The organism is Paraburkholderia dilworthii (genome assembly GCF_000472525.1).
GTDB classification, from domain to species: Bacteria; Pseudomonadota; Gammaproteobacteria; order Burkholderiales; family Burkholderiaceae; genus Paraburkholderia; species Paraburkholderia dilworthii.
Genome location: NZ_AWZT01000071.1, coordinates 1 through 20,503, shown reverse-complemented (window position 1 = coordinate 20,503; position 20,503 = coordinate 1). Strand labels below are relative to the sequence as shown.

The window sequence follows — 20,503 nt, the reverse complement described above, 5'->3', positions numbered from 1 at the left end:
ACCTTGTCTCCGTATTCTGCATCCTGAGCTGGCGCATATTCTGGCTGACAATGATCAGCCGATGTGCGCCGCAAGCTCCAGCTGAGGCAGCCTTCACCTCAACGGAAATAGAATTGCTCGAGTGCATAGTCCCTGACTTGCCGCTTACCGCGCAGGNACCACCGCTCCTGCGAAACCTTATCAAGGTCGCCCGGCTTGGAGGCTATCTGGGCCGAGCCAGTGATGCGCCACCAGGTAATACCGTCGTGTGGCGTGGCATGCGGCGCCTCACCGATATTCAACTNGGTTATGAACTCGCCCTGAATCGAAGTGGGTAATTGCAAGGTTGCTGATACCGTCTTGACGCGGATTTGAGTTGCGTAAGGACGTGACGCAGGTACGCGTACGGCTCGACGTTGCTCGCGCGGCACGTAAGCACGAGGCTGTAGATGACGGCGCTGGCTTTCGCTCCCGGGACTGTGTCGCTGAAGAGCCAGACTTTCCTGCTGGTGGCAAACGGGCGGATGTCGGTTTCCGCAACGTTGTTGTCAACCGGGGCTAGCCCGTCGGCAACGTAACGGCTGAGATATTCCCACTGGTTAAGCGCGTATCTGATGGCATTGCCCAGCGATCTTCAGACGGCACTTGTGGTGCCTGCTCGTCCAGCCAGGCTTTAGATGCGTCAAGCAGCGGAACGCTGTGCTGTCGTCGCAATCGTAATGTATACGCAGCGCGGGTTTCGCCGCCCGGCGGCTCCTCTCGTGCGAGTGCTTCGACGCGATCGAGTCGCTGAAAGAATTCGAGAGCCTGCTGTGCCCGTTTGCTTGGTTTTTTCTGCGTCTTCAGGGCCTCCACGAATCCGCCCGGACGGTCAGTTGAAACTCCCCCACTTATGGTCGCGCAAATTCCCCCACCCTGTGCAGCAGGACTAAGGGTTTTATTTAGCTGGTTTTCGTTTTTCTCGCAAGCGTTTCAGCGGCCTCTTTAAGGCGATAGCTGCGACCATCGAACTCGAGCAGGTGGCAGTGATGCATGAGCCGGTCGAGGATCGTGGTGCTCATCGTGTTGTCGCCCAGGTATGCGCCCCAATCCTGCACAACGCGGTTGGATGTGACGACAACGCTGCGATGCAGTTTGTAGCGTTGATGGATCGGGGTTTGCAGCAGCGCGTCCGCGGCATCGGGGATCGTGCGCGACAGAAACAGATCGTCCAGCACAAGCACATCGCTTTCGAGGATAGCCCGCAGCCGGGCTTCGCGCTGGGCAGTCGGGCTCAGCGCGTAACGGTTAAAGAAGTCGTCGGTCTCAAGATACTGCACCTTGTGGCCTTGCAGGACGGCTTGGTAAGCGACGGCCTTCGCAACGTGCGATTTGCCGGTGCCAGGTTTGCCGATGATCAGCGCGTTGTCGCCGGCGGCGATGAACTTCAGCGCGTGCAGCTGGAAGCAGGCCTGGCGAGGCACTTTGGGATTGAAGCCCCAGTCGAATTCGGCGAGCGTGAATTTCTCTTCGAGGCCGGAGAGCTTGTAGCGGCGTTCGATGAGCCGGGACTGGCGGCGATCCAGTTCGTCCTGCAGGATCAGTGCGAAGGTTTCGAGGAATGGCTGCTGGGAGCCCTGGGCCTGCAGCACGCGCGTTTTGAGTGTGTCGCGCACACCAGACAGGTGGAGCTGTCCGAGGGCCCGTTCGATTTCCGGTAATGTCATGGTCATGCCTGCGTTTCTCTCGTCGGAGGTTGAGGTTCGGCGCCGTGCTGCGCACCGAGGGTAAAGAGTTCGCCGTATTGGGCGGCAGGACGGATCAGCGGGTGGTCCTGCGTGAGAGGCAGTTCGAGTTGCGGTGCCTGATCGAGACGCTCGAGTGCCTGTTCGAACAGCTGCTCGACGATCGCGCGCATCTGTTCGTACCGGCAGACGTGATGACGTAGTGCGTGGTCGCAGGCCTGTTCAACGAGCCGGGCGGGATACTTCTTCGCCAGACCGACGATGCTCCACATGGCGCGATGGCCGACGCGACCTTCGCTGTCGAACATGTGTTGGCAAAGCGCCTTTGTTTGCCGCCCGATGTCGCCAGCGCTCGCGAGCAGGAAGGCGCTCTGGCGGGACGGATTGAACGGGCGTTCGTCTTCGGGCAGTTCAAGCGAACCGGCCTGCAGGGCGCGAGGATGGGTGCGCAGCAAGGCCTGCGTACGGCGATCGCGAATCTCGATGGTGGAATCGTAGATCCGCACTGAAACGAGACTACCGATCGCTGCGGGTCGTGCCGCATAGTTGCTGCGATCGATGTTGACAGTGGTGTCGTCCCAGACGGTACGCACGACCTCCATGACGTAGCGAAAGCCGGTGGTCGGCAACGCCCGCAGATGCGGCCTCTCCTCCTGGAACATGGCCTCGACCTGTCGCCGGGTGATGCCATGAATGCGTTTGGCCGCCCAGTTCGCCTCCCAGTGCATCAGGAATTCGTTCTGGGCTTCGAGCGACTCGAAACGGCGGCCGGCGAGCGCGGTGCCCTGCGTATGTTGAATCGCGTTCTCGACGGTCCCTTTTCGATTCGGGTCGCGCACTCGGGCAGGGGCGGCGACGACGCCGTAATGCTCGAGCATCGCCTCATAGAGCCGGTTGATCTCGGGTTCGTATAGATCGGGCGTGATGACGCCCTCCCGGAGATTGTCCAGGACGACACCTCTCCCGGCAGCTTTAGTGGCTCAGCCGACGGTCGTCAGGTGGGGGAGTTTGAAGTGACCCATACCCGGGGGAGTTTGACCGACCGCCGTGGTCCGCGTCTCGCATGAGCAAGGCAACCGAAGTGAGTGACGCCCTTGATCGTTCGCCACGCGCTGTAGCCGTCGGACATGACCAGGCCTTTGTAGTCCGCGAGAAACGTCGGGGGATATTGCTTGCCACGTCCGGGTTGATAGTCGAACAACACCACCGGCTCTGCGCTATCCTCCCCGCTTCGATACAGCCACATATAAGACTGGCTTTGCGCGGTTTTGCCCGGCTCCTTCAGCACCTGAACGGTGGTTTCGTCGCCATGAATCAGTGGCTGCGACAGCAAGGTCTTGCGTAACGACTGGTAGAGGCGCTCCAGATGCAATTGCGTTGGCTAGATGACCCAGTGCCCCAATGTACCTCGGCCCACCGGAATGTTCGCGCGCCCGAGCGCGTCCTCCATCCGGTATAGCGGCGTGCCGTCGACATACCTGCCCGTCATTACTGTGGCGATCATCGCGGAGCCGGCCTGACTGCCCGGTAACGGTTGCGCCGGCATCGGCGCGACCAGGATCGGCGTACGCTCGGCGAAACGCTCGCAATGACGGCATGCATGTTTGAAGCGAACATGCCTGACGACTTGGGATCGGAATCCGGATAGCTGTGTTCGGCAGAAACCACCGGGATGAACGCCGTCGTTGCCGGGTCGACCGTGTCTTCGGCTGCATGAGCAGACTTTGCCCTCTCATGCAGGCGAATCCACTTGTGCAGCTGGTTTGCGTTTACTTGAGCCTTGAGTGCGAGGCCGGCGATTGACGCACCCGGCAGCAAGCACGCCTCCATCAGTCGGCGCTTACCCTCAGGGTCGTACCTTCGCTTGCCGTTGGAGCATTCTCGAATGACCCGCAGTGGCATAAAATCAGACTCGTCGTCGTTCATGGTTTGCGTCCGCAATGTAGGTTGCGGACGCAATCGTCGCCCTTAAACACAGACGATGATAGGTGTGTTCTACTTAGCGCTTAGTGCGGCTGCAAAGCCGATGAAAGATAGTTGATGAAAGTTTAATACGGAGAAGAAGTGGCGAATCACTCTGGCCCCGAGTCATGCGGCATGCACCGTGAGGTGCAGTTCGAAGCGTTGTCAGGGGAAACCGACAGGCCAGCCATTGAGCCGCGTAATAATTATTCCGGGATGCCGACGCTGTTAAGCGAAGCGGAAGGCAATACGGTGCACGATGTCAATCGCAAGTCGTGTACTGATCCCGCGTGGTCGGAGACCCTGTGCATGTTGGGAAGTCTTTCATACGGAAGCAGCGAGATCTCATCGGTGTCCGGCATAGTTGGGCCGGACGGGGCTGGGAAGGTCAATGACCGTAATCCAGGGCGGATTCAACCGGTCGATGCAACGGTTTGATGAAATCGCTCAGCCGGTGTATCGAAGTTTAGTGTTTTTCGGGGACGTTCGTTGAGCCGCCTGGCTACGACATTAAGTCTAGCCTGTGAATAGACGGAGAGATCAGTGCCCTTAGGGAAGTAGGCGATGTACGCGCGTTCAAATCGGGTCGTGAGTTCGGCATGCAAGATTACCGAGCGGGTCAGGCGGACGCGCTCGCCTGGGATCGGGCACGTCGCCCGAAGGTTTGCAAAAACAGTTCCTTGACCATGGTCCACGCACCTCCGGTGCCAATACCCGCAAGCCGCGACAGCATGGCAATCGCGGGCTGTATGCCATCGCGCACCTGTTGCTCCTGGAGCGCTTCGAGCGTCCTGATCTGCGTGGCAACCAGCGAGAGCCGCTCGGACTCGCGTTCAACCTCGGCGCGCAGACCTGGCCACAGCTGTGCGGCGTGCTCAGCCCACCAGCGCGCCCACGCGCCCACCGATGCGCTCGACCCGCAGGTTGTGCAGCACCAGCAGCGAGCGGATCTGGTTGCAGTGGGCGGTGCGCTCCTGACGCAGCCGTCCCAGTTCCCGATGCACACGTCGCTCATCTTCCTGCTCCGGGGTCGGAATGCGTGCGACCGCCCACACCCGCCGCTCACCGCCGTAGTAGCGCATGAGCATCGACAGCAGTTTGTCGGCGTCGAGCCGATCAGTCTTTGCGCGGCGGGCCCGCCGGTTCACTTCAATGCTGGCGGGATCCACCACTATGTTGGTGATTTCATGTGCGGCCAGCCGGCGGTGCAGCCAGAAACCGTCACGGCCCGCCTCGTAGCAGCTGCGCACCGGGGCGCCGCCGGACAAATGGCAGCGGGCTTGGCCTTTGCGATCGCGGTCAGCACCGCCGCGGTATCGCCCGACGTCACCGTACACCGGGTTGGCGCGAGCACGCCGTTGCGAAGCGACAGCTTCCAACTCTTCTCACCTAATTCGAAGGCGACGCACAGGCAACCGGTGATCGTCATATCCCGCCCCTGAAGGGCTGTGTCAGGCGCATTCATTTGCGTACTCCTTTCGAAAAACGGGTGTCGGAATCCTCGTTTTACTCCCGGGGGCTTACTTCTGCGGCTCTTCCATAGTATCTGGAAGTTGCCGCTTGTCTGGGCCTCGCGCCGACGCCGTATGCAAGCGGCACTGGTGACGTCGAGCAGGGTATCAGCAAGGCCGGCAACAAACGAGCCCGGTGGTTGATGCTCCGCTTCCTGTCTCACGGGTTGCCGACCGACGAATGATTCGTCTGGTCCGCAAATGGCTGCAGGCTGGCACAATCGAGAATGGTCGGCGTGTTGCATCGACGCGCGGTACACCTCAGGGCTCGGTGAATTCACCGTTACTTGCCAATATCAACCTGCACTACGCGCTGGATTTATGGGCGCAGCAATGGCGTAATCGACATGCCACTGGCGACGTGATCATCGTTCGCTATGCCGACGATAGTGTGTTGGGATTCCAACATGAAGGGGAAGCACGACGTTTCCTGCGAGGTTTGCAGGAGCGACTGGCCCACTTCGGGTTGCAACTGCATCCAGAGAAAACGCGGTTGATTCGCTTCGGGCGATTTGCCGCGCAACAATATCGGGAACGCGGCATACGCAAGCCGGAGACCTTCGACTTTCTGGGGTTCACGCACTGTTGCAGTAGGCGGCGCAGTAATGGCGACTTCAAGATTGTGCGGTTGACAATCAAGAAGCGGATGCGCGCAACTCTGGCAAGCATTCGGGAAACGCTGATGCGGCGGCGTCATGAACTGTGCCTGTGATAGGTCAGTGGCTGCGGCGAGTACTCCGGGGATATTTGAACTACCACGCGGTGCCTGACAACATGCGGCGGCTGGCTGGGCTCCTTCGGGAAGTCGGTCGTGCATAGCGACATGCGCTGCTGCGTCGAAGTCAACGCAGACGCATGCCGTGGTCGCGCTTCGCGAGGTTGCTTCGCCGATATCTGCCACCCTGCCGAATCGTCCATCTGCATCCCACGCAGCGGTTTCGCGTCAACACCTCTGGTAGGAGCCGTATGCAGTAATGCTGCACGTACGGATCTGTGCGGGGGGCGATGGGTAACCATCGTCCCTACCGCGACCAATTCGTCGAAGTCGTTGACTCGTACATCCGCTGGTACAACGCAAAGCGGATCAAGGTCTCGCTCGGCTTCCTGAGCCCCGTCGCCTCGCCTTCCCGATGCGGACCTGTCCTTGCTGCGAGAGGCCAGACTGGAGATCTCCCGGTTCCCAAACAAGGAGCGTGCGTGTGTGCCAGGATCTTCGACCACGCCGAGCCGAACGGAGTGCTCGCAATATCGCGCTCCGTCGTGTTGCCTTGCGCCTTGTCAACGGCCTCGGCACTCAGAATAAGTAAACCATCGCGGCTCAATGGCTGGCCCGCACGTACCCCTGTCAACGCTTCGCCGCATGTCTCGCGACATACTGCGCATGACTCGGGGACAACGTGGTTTGCTAGACCTTCGTTGTAAGAGACTTGCACTCTTTACTCCTTGCCGGTCTCCCGGCGCACTGACAACCTTCCGTTGTTCTACGTTTCTCGACACTTCGGACGCGGCGGAATGGTGGTTCCCCAACGCTCAATTTCGTCGTGCTTGCGGTCACTGGGAGTCAGATGGTATTGTAGGTATATCAGGAATACCGTGTCGTTCCATCCGGCAGACACGCCTTCGGCGTGTAGAACACGAATGGTGTCGGCGTGTTCGTGAGGGAAGCGCAACTTCTGTATCTACTGTGTTGCCGTGGTCTTCTCGTCATGGAGCCCCAGGTAAGCGCCTGATCATGTCCTCGCTGACTTGTCCGGGAAGACAACGTTCTCCGTCAAATCAGTTGATAGTTAAAAACCTTGATTAAAGAGACTTAGATGACAGAGACCAAACGATTGCTCGAACTCGTTGCCGCCGGCACGCTAGCCGCCGGGGCACTATTCGCTCCCCAGATTGCTTATGCTGAAGGCTCCGGGGGGGCAGTGATCACAGAAGCAATCATCGGTGAGCCGCCAGGTCTCGATCCATTGATTACAACGACTGACGTTGTAGCGACTCCAAGCGAGCACATCTTTGAGACGCTCTTCACCTTCAATTCACGCTGGGAAGTGCGTCCTTTGCTAGCTGAAAGCTTGCCGACGATCAGTGGTGACGGCTTGACTTACATCATCCCCATCCGCAGGGGTGTGAGCTTCCAAGACAGGTCCAAAATGCAAGTCGAGGATGTGGTCGCCTCACTCAATCGATGGGTACGTGCAGCTACCCTCGGCAAAGGTTCAAACAGCTTCAATATCGACCGGATCGAAGCGACCAATGATCACGTAGTCACGATCAAGCTAAAGCAGCCGTATGCGCCACTCCTGCCACTGCTCGCTTATCCGCTGTCAGCAGCCATCATTACCCCACAAAAGAACATCAAGGGAAACGAGCTGACTGCCCTGATTGGCACCGGCCCGTATAGCCTTGCTGAGCACAAGCCTGATCAATACATCAAGCTGGTTCGCTTCAAGGGCTATTCTTCGCGCAAGGAGCCTGCGGACGGGACGTCGGGCGAGCGTAAGCAGATTCCGGACGAGATTGATTTCGTTCCGGTACCCGACAACAACACGCGCGTAGAGGGAGCTGTTGCCGGTCAGTACGACTACGCCGATGGTCTTCCTATAGAAGCATACGCCCGGCTTCAGAAAAGCAACAAATCTGCTCCGACCTTGCTGCCGGACCTTGGCTGGCCGTTTCTCGCTTTCAACCTGCGGGCCGGCCCAATGAGCCACCTGAAACTTCGTCAGGCAGTCGCGGCAGCGCTGTGCCCGAGCGACATGCTTCAAGCCGCGTTCGGCGACAAAAAGTTTTATAGCATGGATGGCGCGCTCTACCCAAAGAGCTACGGATGGCATAACGAGGAGGGTGCGGAGGTCTACAACCAGCACAACCCAGAGAAAGCATCGCAGCTTTTGAAGGAAGGTGGCTATGACGGCACGCCGCTGCGGATTCTTACCTCGCACCAGTATGAATTCCACTACCAGATGGCGGAAGTCGCGAAGGCCTGTCTGGAGGAAGCGGGCTTCAAGGTCCAGCTAGATGTCGTTGATTGGGCAACACTCACGCAGCGTCGCACGAATCCGAAGCTGTGGGATGTTTATGTCACTCATTCGTTGTTCAACGCAGAGCCGGCAACGTATAGCTCCTACGATTCGTCTTCACCTATGGGTTGGGACACGCCGGAGCGTAAAAGGGTCTGGCGCGGCTTTATCACAGCTGCGGAGCCAACGAAGCGTGAGCAAGCGTTCGCACAGGTACAAAAGCTTGTCTGGGAACAACTGCCCTTTTACAAGGTCGGCTCATTCGCTTGGCTAGCTGCCAGCAATCGCAAAATGACCGGTGTCCCAGAGATCGGTTGGCCGGTGTTCTGGAACGCGAAAGTCAACAACTAGCGCCGGTTTTGGGACGCGTGATGTGTCAGCCTCCCGATCGCTTTCCATTGGAGAGAATTCTTGATCACTTACATTGCTAAACGCTTTCTCGGCGTGGTCGCGGTGATGTTCATCGTGCTTACTACGGTGTTCATCATTGTTCGGCTCGCTCCGGGGGATCCGGCGTCACTTATGCTAGGGCCCGACGCGACGCTGACAGACATTGCAGCTTTGCGCGAACGCATGGGCCTCGACCAACCAATACTCGTCCAATACGTATCGTTTCTCGGGGAAATGGCTATTGGCAATCTAGGCGTATCAATCTTCTTCAATGAGCCGGTGCGACAAGTCATAGCAGAACGGGCGGAACCGACTGCACTGCTGACGTTGTTTTCAATAATCATCGCGGTCGTCATAGCACTGCCGATCGGAGTGTTTTCGGCCTATAGGCGCGGTAGCTGGTTCGATCAGGGTGCGCTTTCCGGAGCAATGCTTGCCGCTTCTATTCCGAGCTTCTGGCTGGGTTTGCTGTTCCAGCAATACTTCGCCACTGGGGCGGGATGGTTCCCAGTTTCGGGGCTCGGTGCGCCCGGTGCGACCTTTTTCGAAACAGTGCGTCATCTGCTGCTGCCATCGATCGTGCTCGGCCTGGTCAATTCGGCAATAATCATTCGCTTCTCGCGCGCCGCGATGCTCGATGTGCTAAATGACGACTATGTACGTACCGCTCGCGCTAAAGGTATGAGCGAGTGGCGCGTGGTAATCAGGCACGCGTTGAAGAATGCACTTATTCCGATCGTGACTGTGGTTGGGCTTACGTTCGCTCTCCTTATCTCTGGCGCAATCGTCACGGAACGCGTTTTCAATATCCCAGGTTTGGGGTCTCTGGTCGTAGGCGCGGTGCTCAGGCGTGACTATCCGGTCATACAAGGCGTGCTTGTCATGATGGCCGGGATTTACGTACTTATCAATCTGTTAATCGACATGCTTTACCTGGCGATCGACCCGCGAGTGAAATATTAATTATGGCAACAGTGTCCCATCCCCCATCCGAGATAAGTCTCGTTCGGTTGCTCGCGCAGCGCCACTCGGTAGCGCTCTGCCTTGCGATTCTTATTGCCATGGCATTGGTTGCCGCGCTCGCACCGTTGATCGCACCGTATGCCCCAAACAAGATGGCAATTGTTAGTCGGTTGCAGCATCCCGGTAGCAACCATTGGCTAGGTACCGACGAATATGGCCGGGACATTCTGTCCCGGGTAATCTTCGCAGGGCGGGTTTCGCTAATTGTCGGCCTATCGGTTTCTGCATTTTCTTCGATCTTCGGCGTTTGCTTCGGCGTGCTCGGAGGGTTCTTTCGACGGTTGGACACTCCAGTATCCCGAGTGGTCGACGCCATGATGGCCTTCCCGGACATTCTGCTCGCCATTGCTCTCGTTGCGGCGCTTGGTGGATCTGTGATCAATGTGATCATCGCCCTGTCCATAGTCTACACGCCGCGTGTGGCGCGTGTCGCTCGCGCCTCGACATTGGTGGTTCGAGAACTGGCATATGTGGAAGCAGCGCGAGCGCTCGGGACCTCGACATTGCGCATCCTTTTGAACCATGTTCTCCGCAGCATCGTCTCGCCATTGGTAGTGCAGGCGACATTCACCTTCGCTTACGCGATGCTCGCCGAAGCTGGACTTTCGTTCCTAGGCGTGGGCGTTGATCCGTCAACGCCCACGTGGGGAACGATGATAAATGCCGGAAGCAAGTACGTGTCAACTGCGGGATGGATGATTTTCTATCCGGGCATGGCAATCACGCTTTGCGTGCTCTCGCTGCAGATCGTTGGTGACGGCCTTAGGGACGCGCTCGACCCGAACCTCTCGAAGGAGCTGTAGAAGTGGCCGAACTAGTTTTACACAACCTGCCTGCCGCTGAAAACGATGGTAAGACCAGAGTAGACGCCCAGAGCATGGCTAGTGACGATGTATTGCACGTTGATGGTCTCAACACGCATTTTGTCTATAAGCGAAGAACCGCCAAAGTGATTCGCGATGTCAGCTTTACGCTCAAAAAGGGCAGGACACTGGCGCTCGTCGGTGAGTCGGGATCCGGCAAGTCGGTGACCTCGCTGTCGATCATGGGCTTGCTCAAGCCGCCCGGACGCGTAGTCGATGGGCGCATCCTCTACAGAACCTCTAAGGGATCAGTTATCGATCTGGCGAAGGCGAGTAGTCGCGTCATGCGGAAGATTCGAGGAAGGGAAATCTCGATGATATTTCAGGAGCCGATGAGCTCGCTGAACCCACTACTGACTGTCGGCGATCAAATTGCTGAGATGTTGCGACTTCACCTTCCTCTTGACAGGGCGCATGCGCGAAAAAGGACGATCGAACTTTTGCGCCTCGTTGAGATCCCAGGCGCTGAGCGGCGGGTAGACGATTACCCTCACCATATGTCGGGGGGCATGCGTCAGCGCGTCATGATTGCGATGGCGCTTGCCTGCGAGCCGTCGTTGTTGATCGCGGATGAACCGACCACAGCGCTCGACGTGACGATTCAGGCACAAATTCTCGACCTCATGCGAAGACTCCAACGCGAGATGGGAATGTCGATTCTCTTCATTACACACGACATGGGCGTTGTCGCCGAAGTTGCCGACGAAGTGGCGGTGATGTACGCCGGTGTAGCTGTGGAGCAGGCGCCGGTACGTGACCTCTTCGAGCGCCCGAACCATCCTTATACGTTGGGGCTCCTGGCCTCCATTCCCGAAGTTAACCGAGAACTCGATGAGAACGGATGTCGCAAGCGCCTAACCTCTATCCCCGGTTCCGTGCCGTCGCTTTACGATCTATCAGAAGGTTGTCCATTCGCCGCCCGCTGTAGCTATGCCGAAGCCAAGTGCAACGGGCCGGTCACACTTGAGGCATGTGGACCTAACCACCTGTCGCGATGCTGGAAGATGAGAGGAAAGGCATGAAACCAGCCAGTTTGCAAGACTCCGAGCCATTGCTTCGCGTTGAAGGATTGACCAAAGTTTTCCATACGTCTGCGGGCACTGTTCAAGCACTCAGTGAGGTGTCTTTCGACGTACCTCGTGGATCAATGCTCGGACTTGTCGGCGAATCGGGATCGGGCAAAACCACGCTCGGACGTTGCGTGCTGCGGCTGGTTGAACCGACGGCTGGCAAGATAGTGTTCGACGGGACCGATATAACGAAACTTGACGCTCGTGGGCTCAAGGCAATGCGTAAGCGGATGCAGATCATCTTTCAGGACCCGTATTCCAGCTTCAATCCCCGAATGCGCGTTCGCCAGATCATTGGCGAGGCGCTGATTGCGCACGGCATCGGGCGCAACCGACGTGAACGAAATGACATCGCCGCAGGCCTGTTGCAGGAAGTGGGACTGTCACCTGATCATCTGTCTCGTTTCCCGCATGAATTTTCCGGAGGACAGCGCCAGCGGATAGGCCTTGCGCGTGCGCTCGCCGTCGAGCCTGAATTCCTCGTCGCTGACGAGTCCGTTTCGGCGCTCGACGTCTCGGTGCAGGCGCAAATCTTGAACCTCCTGCAGGATCTTCGCGACCGTCGCGGGCTAACGATTCTGTTCATCGCTCACGATCTGAGTGTCGTTGAATACCTATGTGACGAGACGGTTGTGCTCTACCTGGGACGAATTGCAGAGCTGGGAGACAGCGCAGCTATTTACGGCGCACCAGCGCACCCCTATACGCGAGCGTTGCTGTCATCGATTCCTGCCATAGATCCGGCACGTCGAGGCACTCGCGAAGTCCTAGCCGGCGATATCCCGAGCCCTCTCTCGCCGCCTTCCGGATGCGTCTTTCGTACTCGCTGTCCGAACGTCATCGCACGCTGTGGTGACGTCGTGCCGGCGCTAGAAACAGTCCGTACAGCTAATCACAAGGCAGCATGTATTCGAGTAGCTGATCTTAACGTCTGAAAGGCCGTAGGTGGTCGTGTGCGACCGGCTAGTTCAACGCTATCAATAAACTTTCGTTCGAGGGTTTTTGATTATTTCCCAAATGCAGGTATACCACGTATGCTTTGATGGCAGCCGCTGCTAATTCGCGCGACCGAACCTGCCGCGAGGATCAAGGCCGCGGAAGCTTTGTTCGATGCTTTGGCAACAGGCTGCTTTGCGCAGCATCGTCCGATAACCCACGACGCCGCCGTAGATACATAAGGCAGGAAACGTCATTCCACATCACAACGGAAGCTAACAATGATGAAAAAGACCTTGATTCTGATGATTGTTCCTGTCGCCTTGGCCACAACGGCGCAAGCTCAGAGCTCTGTCACACTTTACGGCCTGATCGACGCAGGGTTTTCATACACGAACAATGCTGGTGGTAGTCATCAGTATCAGATGGCTGCAGGCAATCTGCAGGGCGATCGGTGGGGGCTGCGCGGCAACGAGGATCTCGGCGGCGGGCTGAAAGCGGTGTTCGTGTTAGAGAGCGGTTTCAACGTATTTAACGGGAAACTCGCGCAGGGAGGCGCTGGGTTTGGTCGCCAAGCCTTTGTTGGTCTATCGTCGAATCAGTACGGCACCGTAACGATTGGCCGTCAGTATGACTCGTTTCAGGACTATGTGTGGATGTACGAAGCTGCGAATCAGTTCGCGCCGTACTATGCCGCCCATCCTGGAGACCTCGATAACCTCAACGGCGGGAACCGTATCAACAACGCAATCAAGTTCAACAGTGTCTCCTATGGTGGCTTCACGTTCGGTGGGCTTTATAGTCTTGGCGGCATTGCTGGTGATTTCAATCGCAATCAGCTGTGGTCGGTCGGTGCGAACTACACCCAAGGCCCCCTTTCGGCTGGCGTGGCGTTCGAGCGAGCGCAAGATCCCAACTACTCGTTATACGGGACGACACCCAGTGCAAGCACCACCGCCTCCAACATGACCGGAAGCCGTGTGTATTCCGGCTACGCGTCCGCGAAGAGGCAACAGACCTTTATTGCAGGCGCGACCTACAAAATTGGCGCGGCAACGGTTGGTGCGGTGTATAGCAACATCCAGTTTCAAGAGATTGGTGCGTTGCCTGGCCTGCCAGCAACGGGCGCGGGCGGCGATGCAAAATTCCACAACGCTGAAATCAACTTCCGCTATCAGGTAAGCCCGGCCTTCCTTGCAGGGATAGCCTACAACTACACGAAGGGATATGGAGTAAACGACGCTCATTACCATCAAGCCGTGGTCGGTGTGGACTACCTTTTGTCGAAGCGGACGGATGTCTACGCTGATGTTATTGGTCAGCATGCGTCGGGCACAGATTCGACTGGGCGGCCGGCTGTTGCCAACCTCGCTTTCACAACGGCCTCAACGACGGCAAATCAGGTCGTTGCTGTCGTCGGAATTCGTCACAAGTTCTGATGAAGCCAAGATAAAACAGGAACTGGTAATGCGTGGACGGGCATCGCGACAAGATTCAGGTAGCGATGTCTCGCTTGTATGTCCTCGGGGCATGGGTTGACGGCGGAGCGGGTGCCCGCCGGACTGTGCAGGTCGTTCCAGACCGGGGCCATCGTTTGCCGTGCCCGCTCTGCCCAATTGGCCCCGCAGCCGGCTTTATTGCGTGGCCGGGTATATCGGGCTGGACATTGGCTCCCGCTATGTGCTCCGGTTCGTCCAGTGAGCAGTTCAAAATTCAGAGGAACTTCTCCACCCAGTCGATGAAGAATTACCCTCAATTTTCGGTTTATAGGCCCGCTGTTCCGCAGCGCGTCTATTAATTTTTCTGGCTGAAGGTTATCTCAAATGGCACAAACTACACGCATCTGGACGCCGATCGACTTTGAGCTTGACGGAAAGCAAACGGGCTCGCTACGTTTGCCCATCTCCAGCGATCTTTCGGCTTATGGATGGATTCCCATTCCGCTCGTTTGCATCAAGAACGGGGACGGCCCGACGGCTGTGCTCATTGCAGGCACCCATGGGGATGAGTACGAGGGGCAGATTGCGCTTCTTGAGCTTGCCCGGTCGATCGAACCGTCAGAAGTCCATGGTCGCATCATCATCCTTCCGGCGCTCAACTTTCCTGCGGTAGAAGCAGGCCGTCGGGTATCGCCGCTTGATGAGGGTAACTTGAACCGGCTTTATCCCGGGGAGGCGCACGGGACGGCCACACAGATGATCGCACACTACATGGCTACCGTTTTGTTGCCGATGGCGGATCTGGTGGTTGACTTGCATTCAGGCGGGCGCTCGCTGGATTATGTCCCGTGTGCTTTGGTTCGACCTTTCGCCGACAACGATCTCGATGATCGCCAGATGACGATGCTGCGCATATTTGGTGCACCCTTCAGCTGCGTTACTGACGGCAAGGGTGGGGGCGGGGACACCACACTGCCTGCGACGGCCGAGAAATTGGGCGTGCCCGTTATCACCGCAGAGCTAGGCGGCGGAGCGATGCTTCGTTCTTACGGCAAAGAACTTGCTCGCTTGGCGGTGCTTCGTCTGCTTGACCATATTGACCTTCGCGTTGACGGCGCGCTGCCGCAACCAGAACAGACGCGTGTGATGGTTGGGGGAAGAGGCGGGTTTCTGTACGCGGAAGCCGAGGGGCTGTTCGAGCCGGCATCAAAGCCAGGCGATGAGGTAACGGCGGGGCAGCATGCCGGGTATCTTCATTCTATTGAGCGACCGACCGAGGCCCCCGTTGGTCTGGTGTTCAACGTATCTGGCGTCGTCGCGTGCAGGCGCTTCCCGACCTTAACCAGGCGAGGCGATTGCCTCTACACGGTAATGCAAGATTTTGAGCCAGCGGAAAGACAATGACCCAGAGCTCGGTGAAGCGTAATCCACACATGACCGGCATGCGCTGCATTCGATGCAACCGCATCTATCCTGTAGGAGATTATTTCGAGGGGTGCCCGGAGTGTTCCTCAGACGGATGGCCCGTGAGCGTTGCGCCCACATATGATGACGCGATATTCAGGCACCCGCAATGGCAAAACTGGTTAGCTTACCGGGGAGAGCCGTTACTGGGCGAGGGGAATACACCGCTCGTGCGTATGCGCGCACTTGAGCAACGGATTGGCGTCGCCCGCGTGTCTGTCAAATATGAGGGCGCCAATCCGACAGGCTCGCACAAAGACCGTATGAGCGCGTTTGTTGCGCATCGCGCAAAAGAGGTGGGTGCGACTACAGTTGCCGTTGCGTCGAGTGGGAACGCAGGTGTTTCGATGGCAGCTTACGCTGCGAGTGTCGGGCTCGCATGCGTTGTTGTGACGACGCCGGACATGAGCGTGAACTGGCGCCGTGCTGCGGAAATGCATGGCGCGCAAATCATTGCTACCGCGACGGGCGAAGAGCGGTGGTCGCTTGTATGCGATAGAGCGCGAGCTGGAGAGTGGTATCCGGTGACGAACTACTTGACCCCTCCCGTCGGAAGCAATCCGTTCGGTGTCGATGGGTATCGAGCAATAGCTTATGAGATCTTTTCAGAGTCGCGCGATGTACAACCGACGGACATCGTTGTTCCCACTGCGCGCGGTGACGTGATTTGGGGAATCGCGCAAGGCTACGCGGATTTGCGCAAAGCTGGGATGCTAGCGAAATTACCGAAAGTGCACGCGGTGGAACCATTTCCCCGCATTGTAGAGGTGCTGGCGGGATTCGACATGCGCGGGAAGTTCTTTGGTCGTTCGGCGATTGTCTCGATCGGCGGCGAAACCGTCACCTTCCAGGCGATGGAAGCTTTACGTATGACTGGCGGAACAGCCGTCGTCGCAGACGAGGTCGACGTCCGGCGCGACCAAGTGGAAATGGCGCGCGCGGGACTCTATCTCGAACTGTCAAGCGTGGCGGCGCTAAGCGGGTTGAAAAAGTTGCGAAGTGCGGGAGTCGTGTCGGATGAGTCAAATGCGGTGATTATTGCGACATCGCATGGCTACAAAGAAGAGGCTTACTTTGAACATCCGCTTGACATAGCCGCCCCACGATAACTGACTACCCTTTGACGGTCTTCTGAGCTGACTGAGGTGGAGATCGTGGTCAACTTAATCGTGAAGTGATCAACAGGTCGGTCGACCCGTCTCGCTCGACTCTAGTGTCCGGGAGTCCAGAAAATTTGCATAAAACCCTTGCGCCATGGTAACCAACAGAGCGTTGTTCCGATCGTTCTCCTTGGGCGAAATGACTGGGTGTTCCATGGCGCAAGCCGCTCAATGGCCAATTCAACAGACCCCGGCGGGATTGCCGGAAACATGTTTGAGGGGGAGGCTGATGGATACGACCGAGTATTCGTTACGTTCGCTGATCGAAAAATGGCTTGCATCGATTCCGGAGAGTCCGGAGAGTCCGGATCGATTAGTCCGATTCAACAATCGCATCCACACAAGTCGTGGACGTTGTGCGTGTGTCGAGGCCTTGCGACCGGCCGCTTCGCTCGCAATATCTTCTTTGGCCGCGAGGACGGTATGTCACACGTGTTCCCACCTGTGGCCACGCGTCGACGATGAGTGTTTCCCTGCAGTGCACCGTGCGGTTGGGGAATCTGCGGGGCTATCCAACGCCGAGCCAGTCTCGAGTGAGAGGAATTAAAGATGCTCGATCGGTCGGAACGTCTAACTCTCGAACGCCTTCGAGAGTTAGAGGTGTGGAGTGCGCGTGGTACGACAAAGCCATTGCGGCGAATTTTGTAGGCCCCGCGTATCAGCCATGAGAAGGTCATAAGGCATCTCCAGGCTTACTACCACGCCGGCCTGTCGCCGGCTGAAGCCGCCGAGGCTTGCTTCGGAAGAAAGCACTGAGCAGGCTCGGTTACCGCCTCTTGCCGGCAAAGGCCGCTGTGCGAATGGCAATCAGCATCTGGGAAAAGCAATGCATTTCTAACTCATGACATAGCCGCACTGGCCGTTCAGCGCGTCAGAGCGCGGCAAGTGAGATATGGTTCACGCGACGACGCTTTCTTGCGCGTGCCGATCAGCTATTAATCGACGTAACGCGACCGACCTGTTCCGCACCAATGCATGTGCAAGGATCTGATGCTAAGATATACCTAGTAGCCTCGCGGCCAGGCCGAAATCTGCCGGGGGATCCCACCTGAAGATTCGGTGGACTCAGATACTGCAAAGGGTCCTAAAAGAGAAATGAATAGAACTGCAGCGAATATTGCCGGAGTGCCTCTTCACGAAGTCGTGCGAGCGGAAATTCTGAAGAAGATCGCGTCCGGTGAGTACAAGCCAGGAGACGCAATTATGTCGACAGCTCGGCTCGGCGAGGAGTTTGGCGTCAGCTCCATCACAGTCAAACGTGCGCTACGCGATCTGCAGTCGGCGGGCTATCTGACATCAATCCCCGGCAAGGGGACTTTCGTCAAGGAACGTCGCAGATTCGTCCGCGAGTTGATGGACGTGTGCATGTCTTCTTTCGATGACGCTAAACGCCATGGCTTTGAACCGCAAATTGAATTTGTCTCGTTAACTAAAGAAAAGATTAACGACCCGACTCTTGCAGAGCTAGGAGCGCCCGACACAGCGTTGCTCTGCGTGCGTAAGGTCATATCAGTCGAAGATGTCCCGATCATGTTTGATTCGACCTTTGTGCCAGCTAATGTACCGGACAAAGTTGTCGATGAATTTGGTGAACGATTCATCGTAGATACTCTACGCAGCCACAACAAGGAGATCAAAGATATATCGCTTATTGTCGACGCTGCGCCGGCCTCTCCCGAAGCGCAGCAGGTGTTCGGTATCCCGAACGGATATCCGACTTTGCGACGACTCTATCATATTAAGACTAGGGCGCCATCGTGGTCGATATTTGGGGTCGTCGAGTCTCCATTCGACAAAGTGGCTTGTTCTGTAAAATTAGTCGACGTAAGCGCAGATTCGCTCAGGACGCAAAGGAAGAGTTGACGCGTCTGCCATCCGGGCAGGGAGGGTGGACTCGGAATGTCGTTATTGGAGATGACGTTTGCGACAGAGACTGGGGAACTTGCGATGGTGGGTCGAAGAGCAACCGTCGAGCCGCCGACGCAAGTGCTAGCTACTGTCCGTTATCAAATGTTTGGCTTATGCGCAGTCGAGCGCTTGCCGCCGTAGCCGGATAGGCGCAGTTGGACATTCAAATTCCCGCTCTAGGATCGCTGGCAGATGAGCGTAGGTAAACAGTCTTATCTTTGTCCACAAGAGCAACCCGCAGCAGATAGTCTGCATTCCCTGTCATCAGATAACACTCCATAACCTCAGGCCGATCTGCGATCTCCTTCTCAAAGACGCAAAGCACTTCGCGATTGAAGCAAGGAGTGGGTGACAGGTTGACCGCGCGTGCGAGCTCAGCGTTCGTGATACGCGCGTTGTCCTGCAACTGGCGGAAGATTGCGATGTCTGTGCGGTCCAAGCGGCGGTTCGGGTGATTTGTTTCGGATGTCATAGTATGGCAATCCGGTGCGAGGTCTTGTCGGACACGTGACCTATCTCAGGCATTTAGCACTGCGCTGATACGTTCTTTCGGCACTTACGGCAAGCAATAACCCTCCCGACCATAAGGGACATTAATGAGTCTCATCGAAGTCAAGGTTCCGGATATCGGCGATTTCAGCGGTATCGATGTCATCGAAGTCAATGTGAAGCTGGGCGACGTGATCGAAGAGGAGCAGACGCTCATGACGGTCGAATCGGACAAAGCCTCCATGGAGGTGCCGAGCGATCTTGCCGGCACGGTCATGGAAATCAAGATCAAGGCGGGGCGACAAGGTCTCGCAAGGCGCCGTGATCGCGCTCGTCGAAGCGGCGGCGGCCGTGGCCGCTGAACCAGCAAAGGTTGCCGAACCGGCGAAGCCCGCTGCGCCCGCCGCTGCGCCCGCGCCGCAAGCCGGCAGCTACGCGGGCGCCGCCGACATCGAGTGCGACATGCTTGTGCTCGGCGCCGGCCCCGGCGGCTATTCCGCCTCACTTCGACGTTGCGCATCTTGGCCATGCCGGCGAGGCCGCCCGTCAACTTTTTGACGACGCCCGACTTGAAGTCGCGCAGCTTGTTGATATCGAACTGCGGCTTTGCGAACGTGATGCCGTGGGCGCCGAGCGCTTCGGCTTCGTCCATCACCAGCGCGGTGTGCAACAGCGCCTTCGACGGAATACAGCCGACGTTCAGACAGACGCCGCCCAACGTGGCATAGCGTTCGACAAGCACGGTCTTCATGCCGAGATCGGCTGCACGGAAGTGGTGACGGGGATCGGCGCGTTCGTCGATCCGAATCACATGGAAGTGCAGGGCGACGGCGGCAAGAAGGTCGTCCGCTTCAAGCAGGCCGATCATCGCCGCGGGCTCGGTAGCGGTGAAGCTGCCGTTCGTTCCGGAAGATCCGCGTGTGGTTGATTCGACCGGCGCGCTCGAACTGCGTCAGATTCCGCAACGCATGCTGGTAATCGGCGGCGGCATTATCGGTCTCGAAGTGGCCACCGTCTACGCGACGCTCGGCGCCGAGATCGACGTTGTCGAAATGCTCGACAACCTGATGAACCGCGCGGACCGCGACCTCGTCAAGGTCTGCGAGAAGTACAACGCGAAGCGCTTCGGCAACGTGATGCTGAAGACCAAGACCGTGGGCGCGAAGGAAGACGGCATCTACGTGAAGTTCGAGGGCGAGAAGGCGCCGGCGGAAGCGCAGCGCTACGACCTCGTGCTGGTGGCCGTGGGGCGTGCGCCGAATGGCAAGAAGATCGGTGCGGATAAGGCGGGCGTGGCGTAAGCGCGGCACCAGCCTTGCAATTACCCACTTCGATTCAGGGCGAGTTCATAACCTAGTTGAATATCGGTGAGGCGCCGCATGCCACGCCACACGACGGTATTACCTGGTGGCGCATCACTGGCTCGGCCCAGATAGCCTCCAAGCCGGGCGACCTTGATAAGGTTTCGCAGGAGCGGTGGTGCCTGCGCGGTAAGCGGCAAGTCAGGGACTATGCACTCGAGCAATTCTATTTCCGTTGAGGTGAAGGCTGCCTCAGCTGGAGCTTGC

General features: G+C 57.7%; 15 protein-coding genes and 10 pseudogenes. 15 read left to right on the top strand and 10 right to left on the bottom strand.

From position 1 onward, the window contains the following. The first annotated feature begins 50 nt into the window (after positions 1-50). Complete coding sequence (locus tag F759_RS41685) at positions 51-317, top strand: hypothetical protein (protein ID WP_456088829.1); 267 nt, start codon at positions 51-53, stop codon at positions 315-317. Here F759_RS41685 and F759_RS41680 read toward each other — a convergent pair. From F759_RS41680 to F759_RS45335, 5 genes and pseudogenes are all read right to left on the bottom strand, one after another. Continuing rightward, a pseudogene (locus F759_RS41680) lies at positions 287-837 on the bottom strand (IS66 family transposase); the annotation flags it as partial. The gene F759_RS41685 and the pseudogene F759_RS41680 sit on opposite strands and share 31 nt — an antisense overlap. An 83-nt stretch (positions 838-920) precedes the next feature. After that, entirely contained in the window at positions 921-1,691 is a 771-nt protein-coding gene (istB, locus tag F759_RS0132990) for an IS21-like element helper ATPase IstB (protein WP_027803583.1), read from the bottom strand. Beyond that, positions 1,588-2,659 (bottom strand): annotated as a pseudogene (locus F759_RS39330) (Mu transposase domain-containing protein); the annotation flags it as partial. The gene istB and the pseudogene F759_RS39330, both read right to left, overlap by 104 nt. A 98-nt stretch (positions 2,660-2,757) precedes the next feature. After that, positions 2,758-3,330 (bottom strand): annotated as a pseudogene (tnpC, locus tag F759_RS39325) (IS66 family transposase); the annotation flags it as partial. Positions 3,331-3,371: 41 nt separating this feature from the next. After that, a pseudogene (locus tag F759_RS45335) lies at positions 3,372-3,533 on the bottom strand (transposase); the annotation flags it as partial. Positions 3,534-3,800: 267 nt separating this feature from the next. On the opposite strand from F759_RS45335, the gene F759_RS42590 reads away from it, so the two are divergent. Then, entirely contained in the window at positions 3,801-4,103 is a 303-nt protein-coding gene (locus tag F759_RS42590; RefSeq protein WP_209440534.1) for a hypothetical protein, read from the top strand. On the opposite strand, the pseudogene F759_RS41675 reads toward F759_RS42590, so the two are convergent. From F759_RS41675 to F759_RS44625, 3 genes and pseudogenes are all read right to left on the bottom strand, one after another. After that, positions 4,079-4,225 (bottom strand): annotated as a pseudogene (locus F759_RS41675) (IS30 family transposase); the annotation flags it as partial. The gene F759_RS42590 and the pseudogene F759_RS41675 overlap by 25 nt on opposite strands. A 59-nt stretch (positions 4,226-4,284) precedes the next feature. Further along, positions 4,285-4,569 (bottom strand): hypothetical protein, encoded by a 285-nt coding sequence (locus tag F759_RS44630; protein WP_027803581.1) that lies wholly within the window; start codon positions 4,567-4,569, stop codon positions 4,285-4,287. After that, on the bottom strand, positions 4,541-5,044 hold the full coding sequence (locus tag F759_RS44625) for a hypothetical protein (RefSeq protein WP_244438977.1): 504 nt from the start codon (positions 5,042-5,044) through the stop codon (positions 4,541-4,543). The genes F759_RS44630 and F759_RS44625 overlap by 29 nt, the downstream gene beginning before the upstream one ends. A 170-nt stretch (positions 5,045-5,214) precedes the next feature. Here F759_RS44625 and F759_RS43505 point away from each other — a divergent pair. The 12 genes and pseudogenes from F759_RS43505 to F759_RS39305 all read left to right on the top strand — a co-directional run. Continuing rightward, a pseudogene (locus tag F759_RS43505) lies at positions 5,215-5,325 on the top strand (transposase); the annotation flags it as partial. Positions 5,326-5,357: 32 nt separating this feature from the next. After that, positions 5,358-5,888 carry a reverse transcriptase domain-containing protein gene (locus tag F759_RS43500; RefSeq protein ID WP_167334050.1) on the top strand — a complete coding sequence of 177 codons (531 nt, stop codon included), beginning with the start codon at positions 5,358-5,360 and terminating at the stop codon, positions 5,886-5,888. A 317-nt stretch (positions 5,889-6,205) separates the two neighbouring features. Continuing rightward, positions 6,206-6,292, top strand: a pseudogene (locus F759_RS42585) (IS3 family transposase); the annotation flags it as partial. Positions 6,293-6,990: 698 nt separating this feature from the next. Then, positions 6,991-8,544 carry an ABC transporter substrate-binding protein gene (locus F759_RS0132950; protein ID WP_051377548.1) on the top strand — a complete coding sequence of 518 codons (1,554 nt, stop codon included), beginning with the start codon at positions 6,991-6,993 and terminating at the stop codon, positions 8,542-8,544. 60 nt (positions 8,545-8,604) lie between these two features. Then, on the top strand, positions 8,605-9,546 hold the full coding sequence (locus F759_RS0132945) for an ABC transporter permease (protein WP_027803577.1): 942 nt from the start codon (positions 8,605-8,607) through the stop codon (positions 9,544-9,546). A gap of 2 nt (positions 9,547-9,548) precedes the next feature. Next, positions 9,549-10,409 (top strand): ABC transporter permease, encoded by an 861-nt coding sequence (locus tag F759_RS0132940; protein ID WP_036025858.1) that lies wholly within the window; start codon positions 9,549-9,551, stop codon positions 10,407-10,409. Positions 10,410-10,483: 74 nt separating this feature from the next. After that, positions 10,484-11,491, top strand: a complete 1,008-nt coding sequence (locus F759_RS0132935; RefSeq protein WP_027803575.1) for an ABC transporter ATP-binding protein — start codon at positions 10,484-10,486, stop codon at positions 11,489-11,491. Next, on the top strand, positions 11,488-12,474 hold the full coding sequence (locus F759_RS0132930) for an ABC transporter ATP-binding protein (protein WP_027803574.1): 987 nt from the start codon (positions 11,488-11,490) through the stop codon (positions 12,472-12,474). Before F759_RS0132935 ends, F759_RS0132930 begins: the two co-directional genes overlap by 4 nt. Before the next feature lie 285 nt (positions 12,475-12,759). After that, positions 12,760-13,914, top strand: a complete 1,155-nt coding sequence (locus F759_RS0132925) for a porin (RefSeq protein ID WP_027803573.1) — start codon at positions 12,760-12,762, stop codon at positions 13,912-13,914. Between the two features lie 384 nt (positions 13,915-14,298). Then, positions 14,299-15,318 carry a succinylglutamate desuccinylase/aspartoacylase family protein gene (locus F759_RS0132920; protein WP_027803572.1) on the top strand — a complete coding sequence of 340 codons (1,020 nt, stop codon included), beginning with the start codon at positions 14,299-14,301 and terminating at the stop codon, positions 15,316-15,318. Beyond that, on the top strand, positions 15,315-16,487 hold the full coding sequence (locus F759_RS39310) for a threonine synthase (RefSeq protein ID WP_051377547.1): 1,173 nt from the start codon (positions 15,315-15,317) through the stop codon (positions 16,485-16,487). The genes F759_RS0132920 and F759_RS39310 overlap by 4 nt, the downstream gene beginning before the upstream one ends. Positions 16,488-17,633: 1,146 nt before the next feature. Next, on the top strand, positions 17,634-18,401 hold the full coding sequence (locus F759_RS39305) for a GntR family transcriptional regulator (protein WP_084534422.1): 768 nt from the start codon (positions 17,634-17,636) through the stop codon (positions 18,399-18,401). A gap of 271 nt (positions 18,402-18,672) precedes the next feature. On the opposite strand, the pseudogene F759_RS39300 reads toward F759_RS39305, so the two are convergent. Further along, a pseudogene (locus F759_RS39300) lies at positions 18,673-18,918 on the bottom strand (AsnC family transcriptional regulator); the annotation flags it as partial. 124 nt (positions 18,919-19,042) lie between these two features. Here F759_RS39300 and F759_RS45330 point away from each other — a divergent pair. Continuing rightward, a pseudogene (locus F759_RS45330) lies at positions 19,043-20,233 on the top strand (FAD-dependent oxidoreductase); the annotation flags it as partial. 23 nt (positions 20,234-20,256) lie between these two features. Here the strand turns inward: F759_RS45330 and F759_RS43775 are convergent. Beyond that, positions 20,257-20,503 (bottom strand): annotated as a pseudogene (locus F759_RS43775) (IS4 family transposase); the annotation flags it as partial.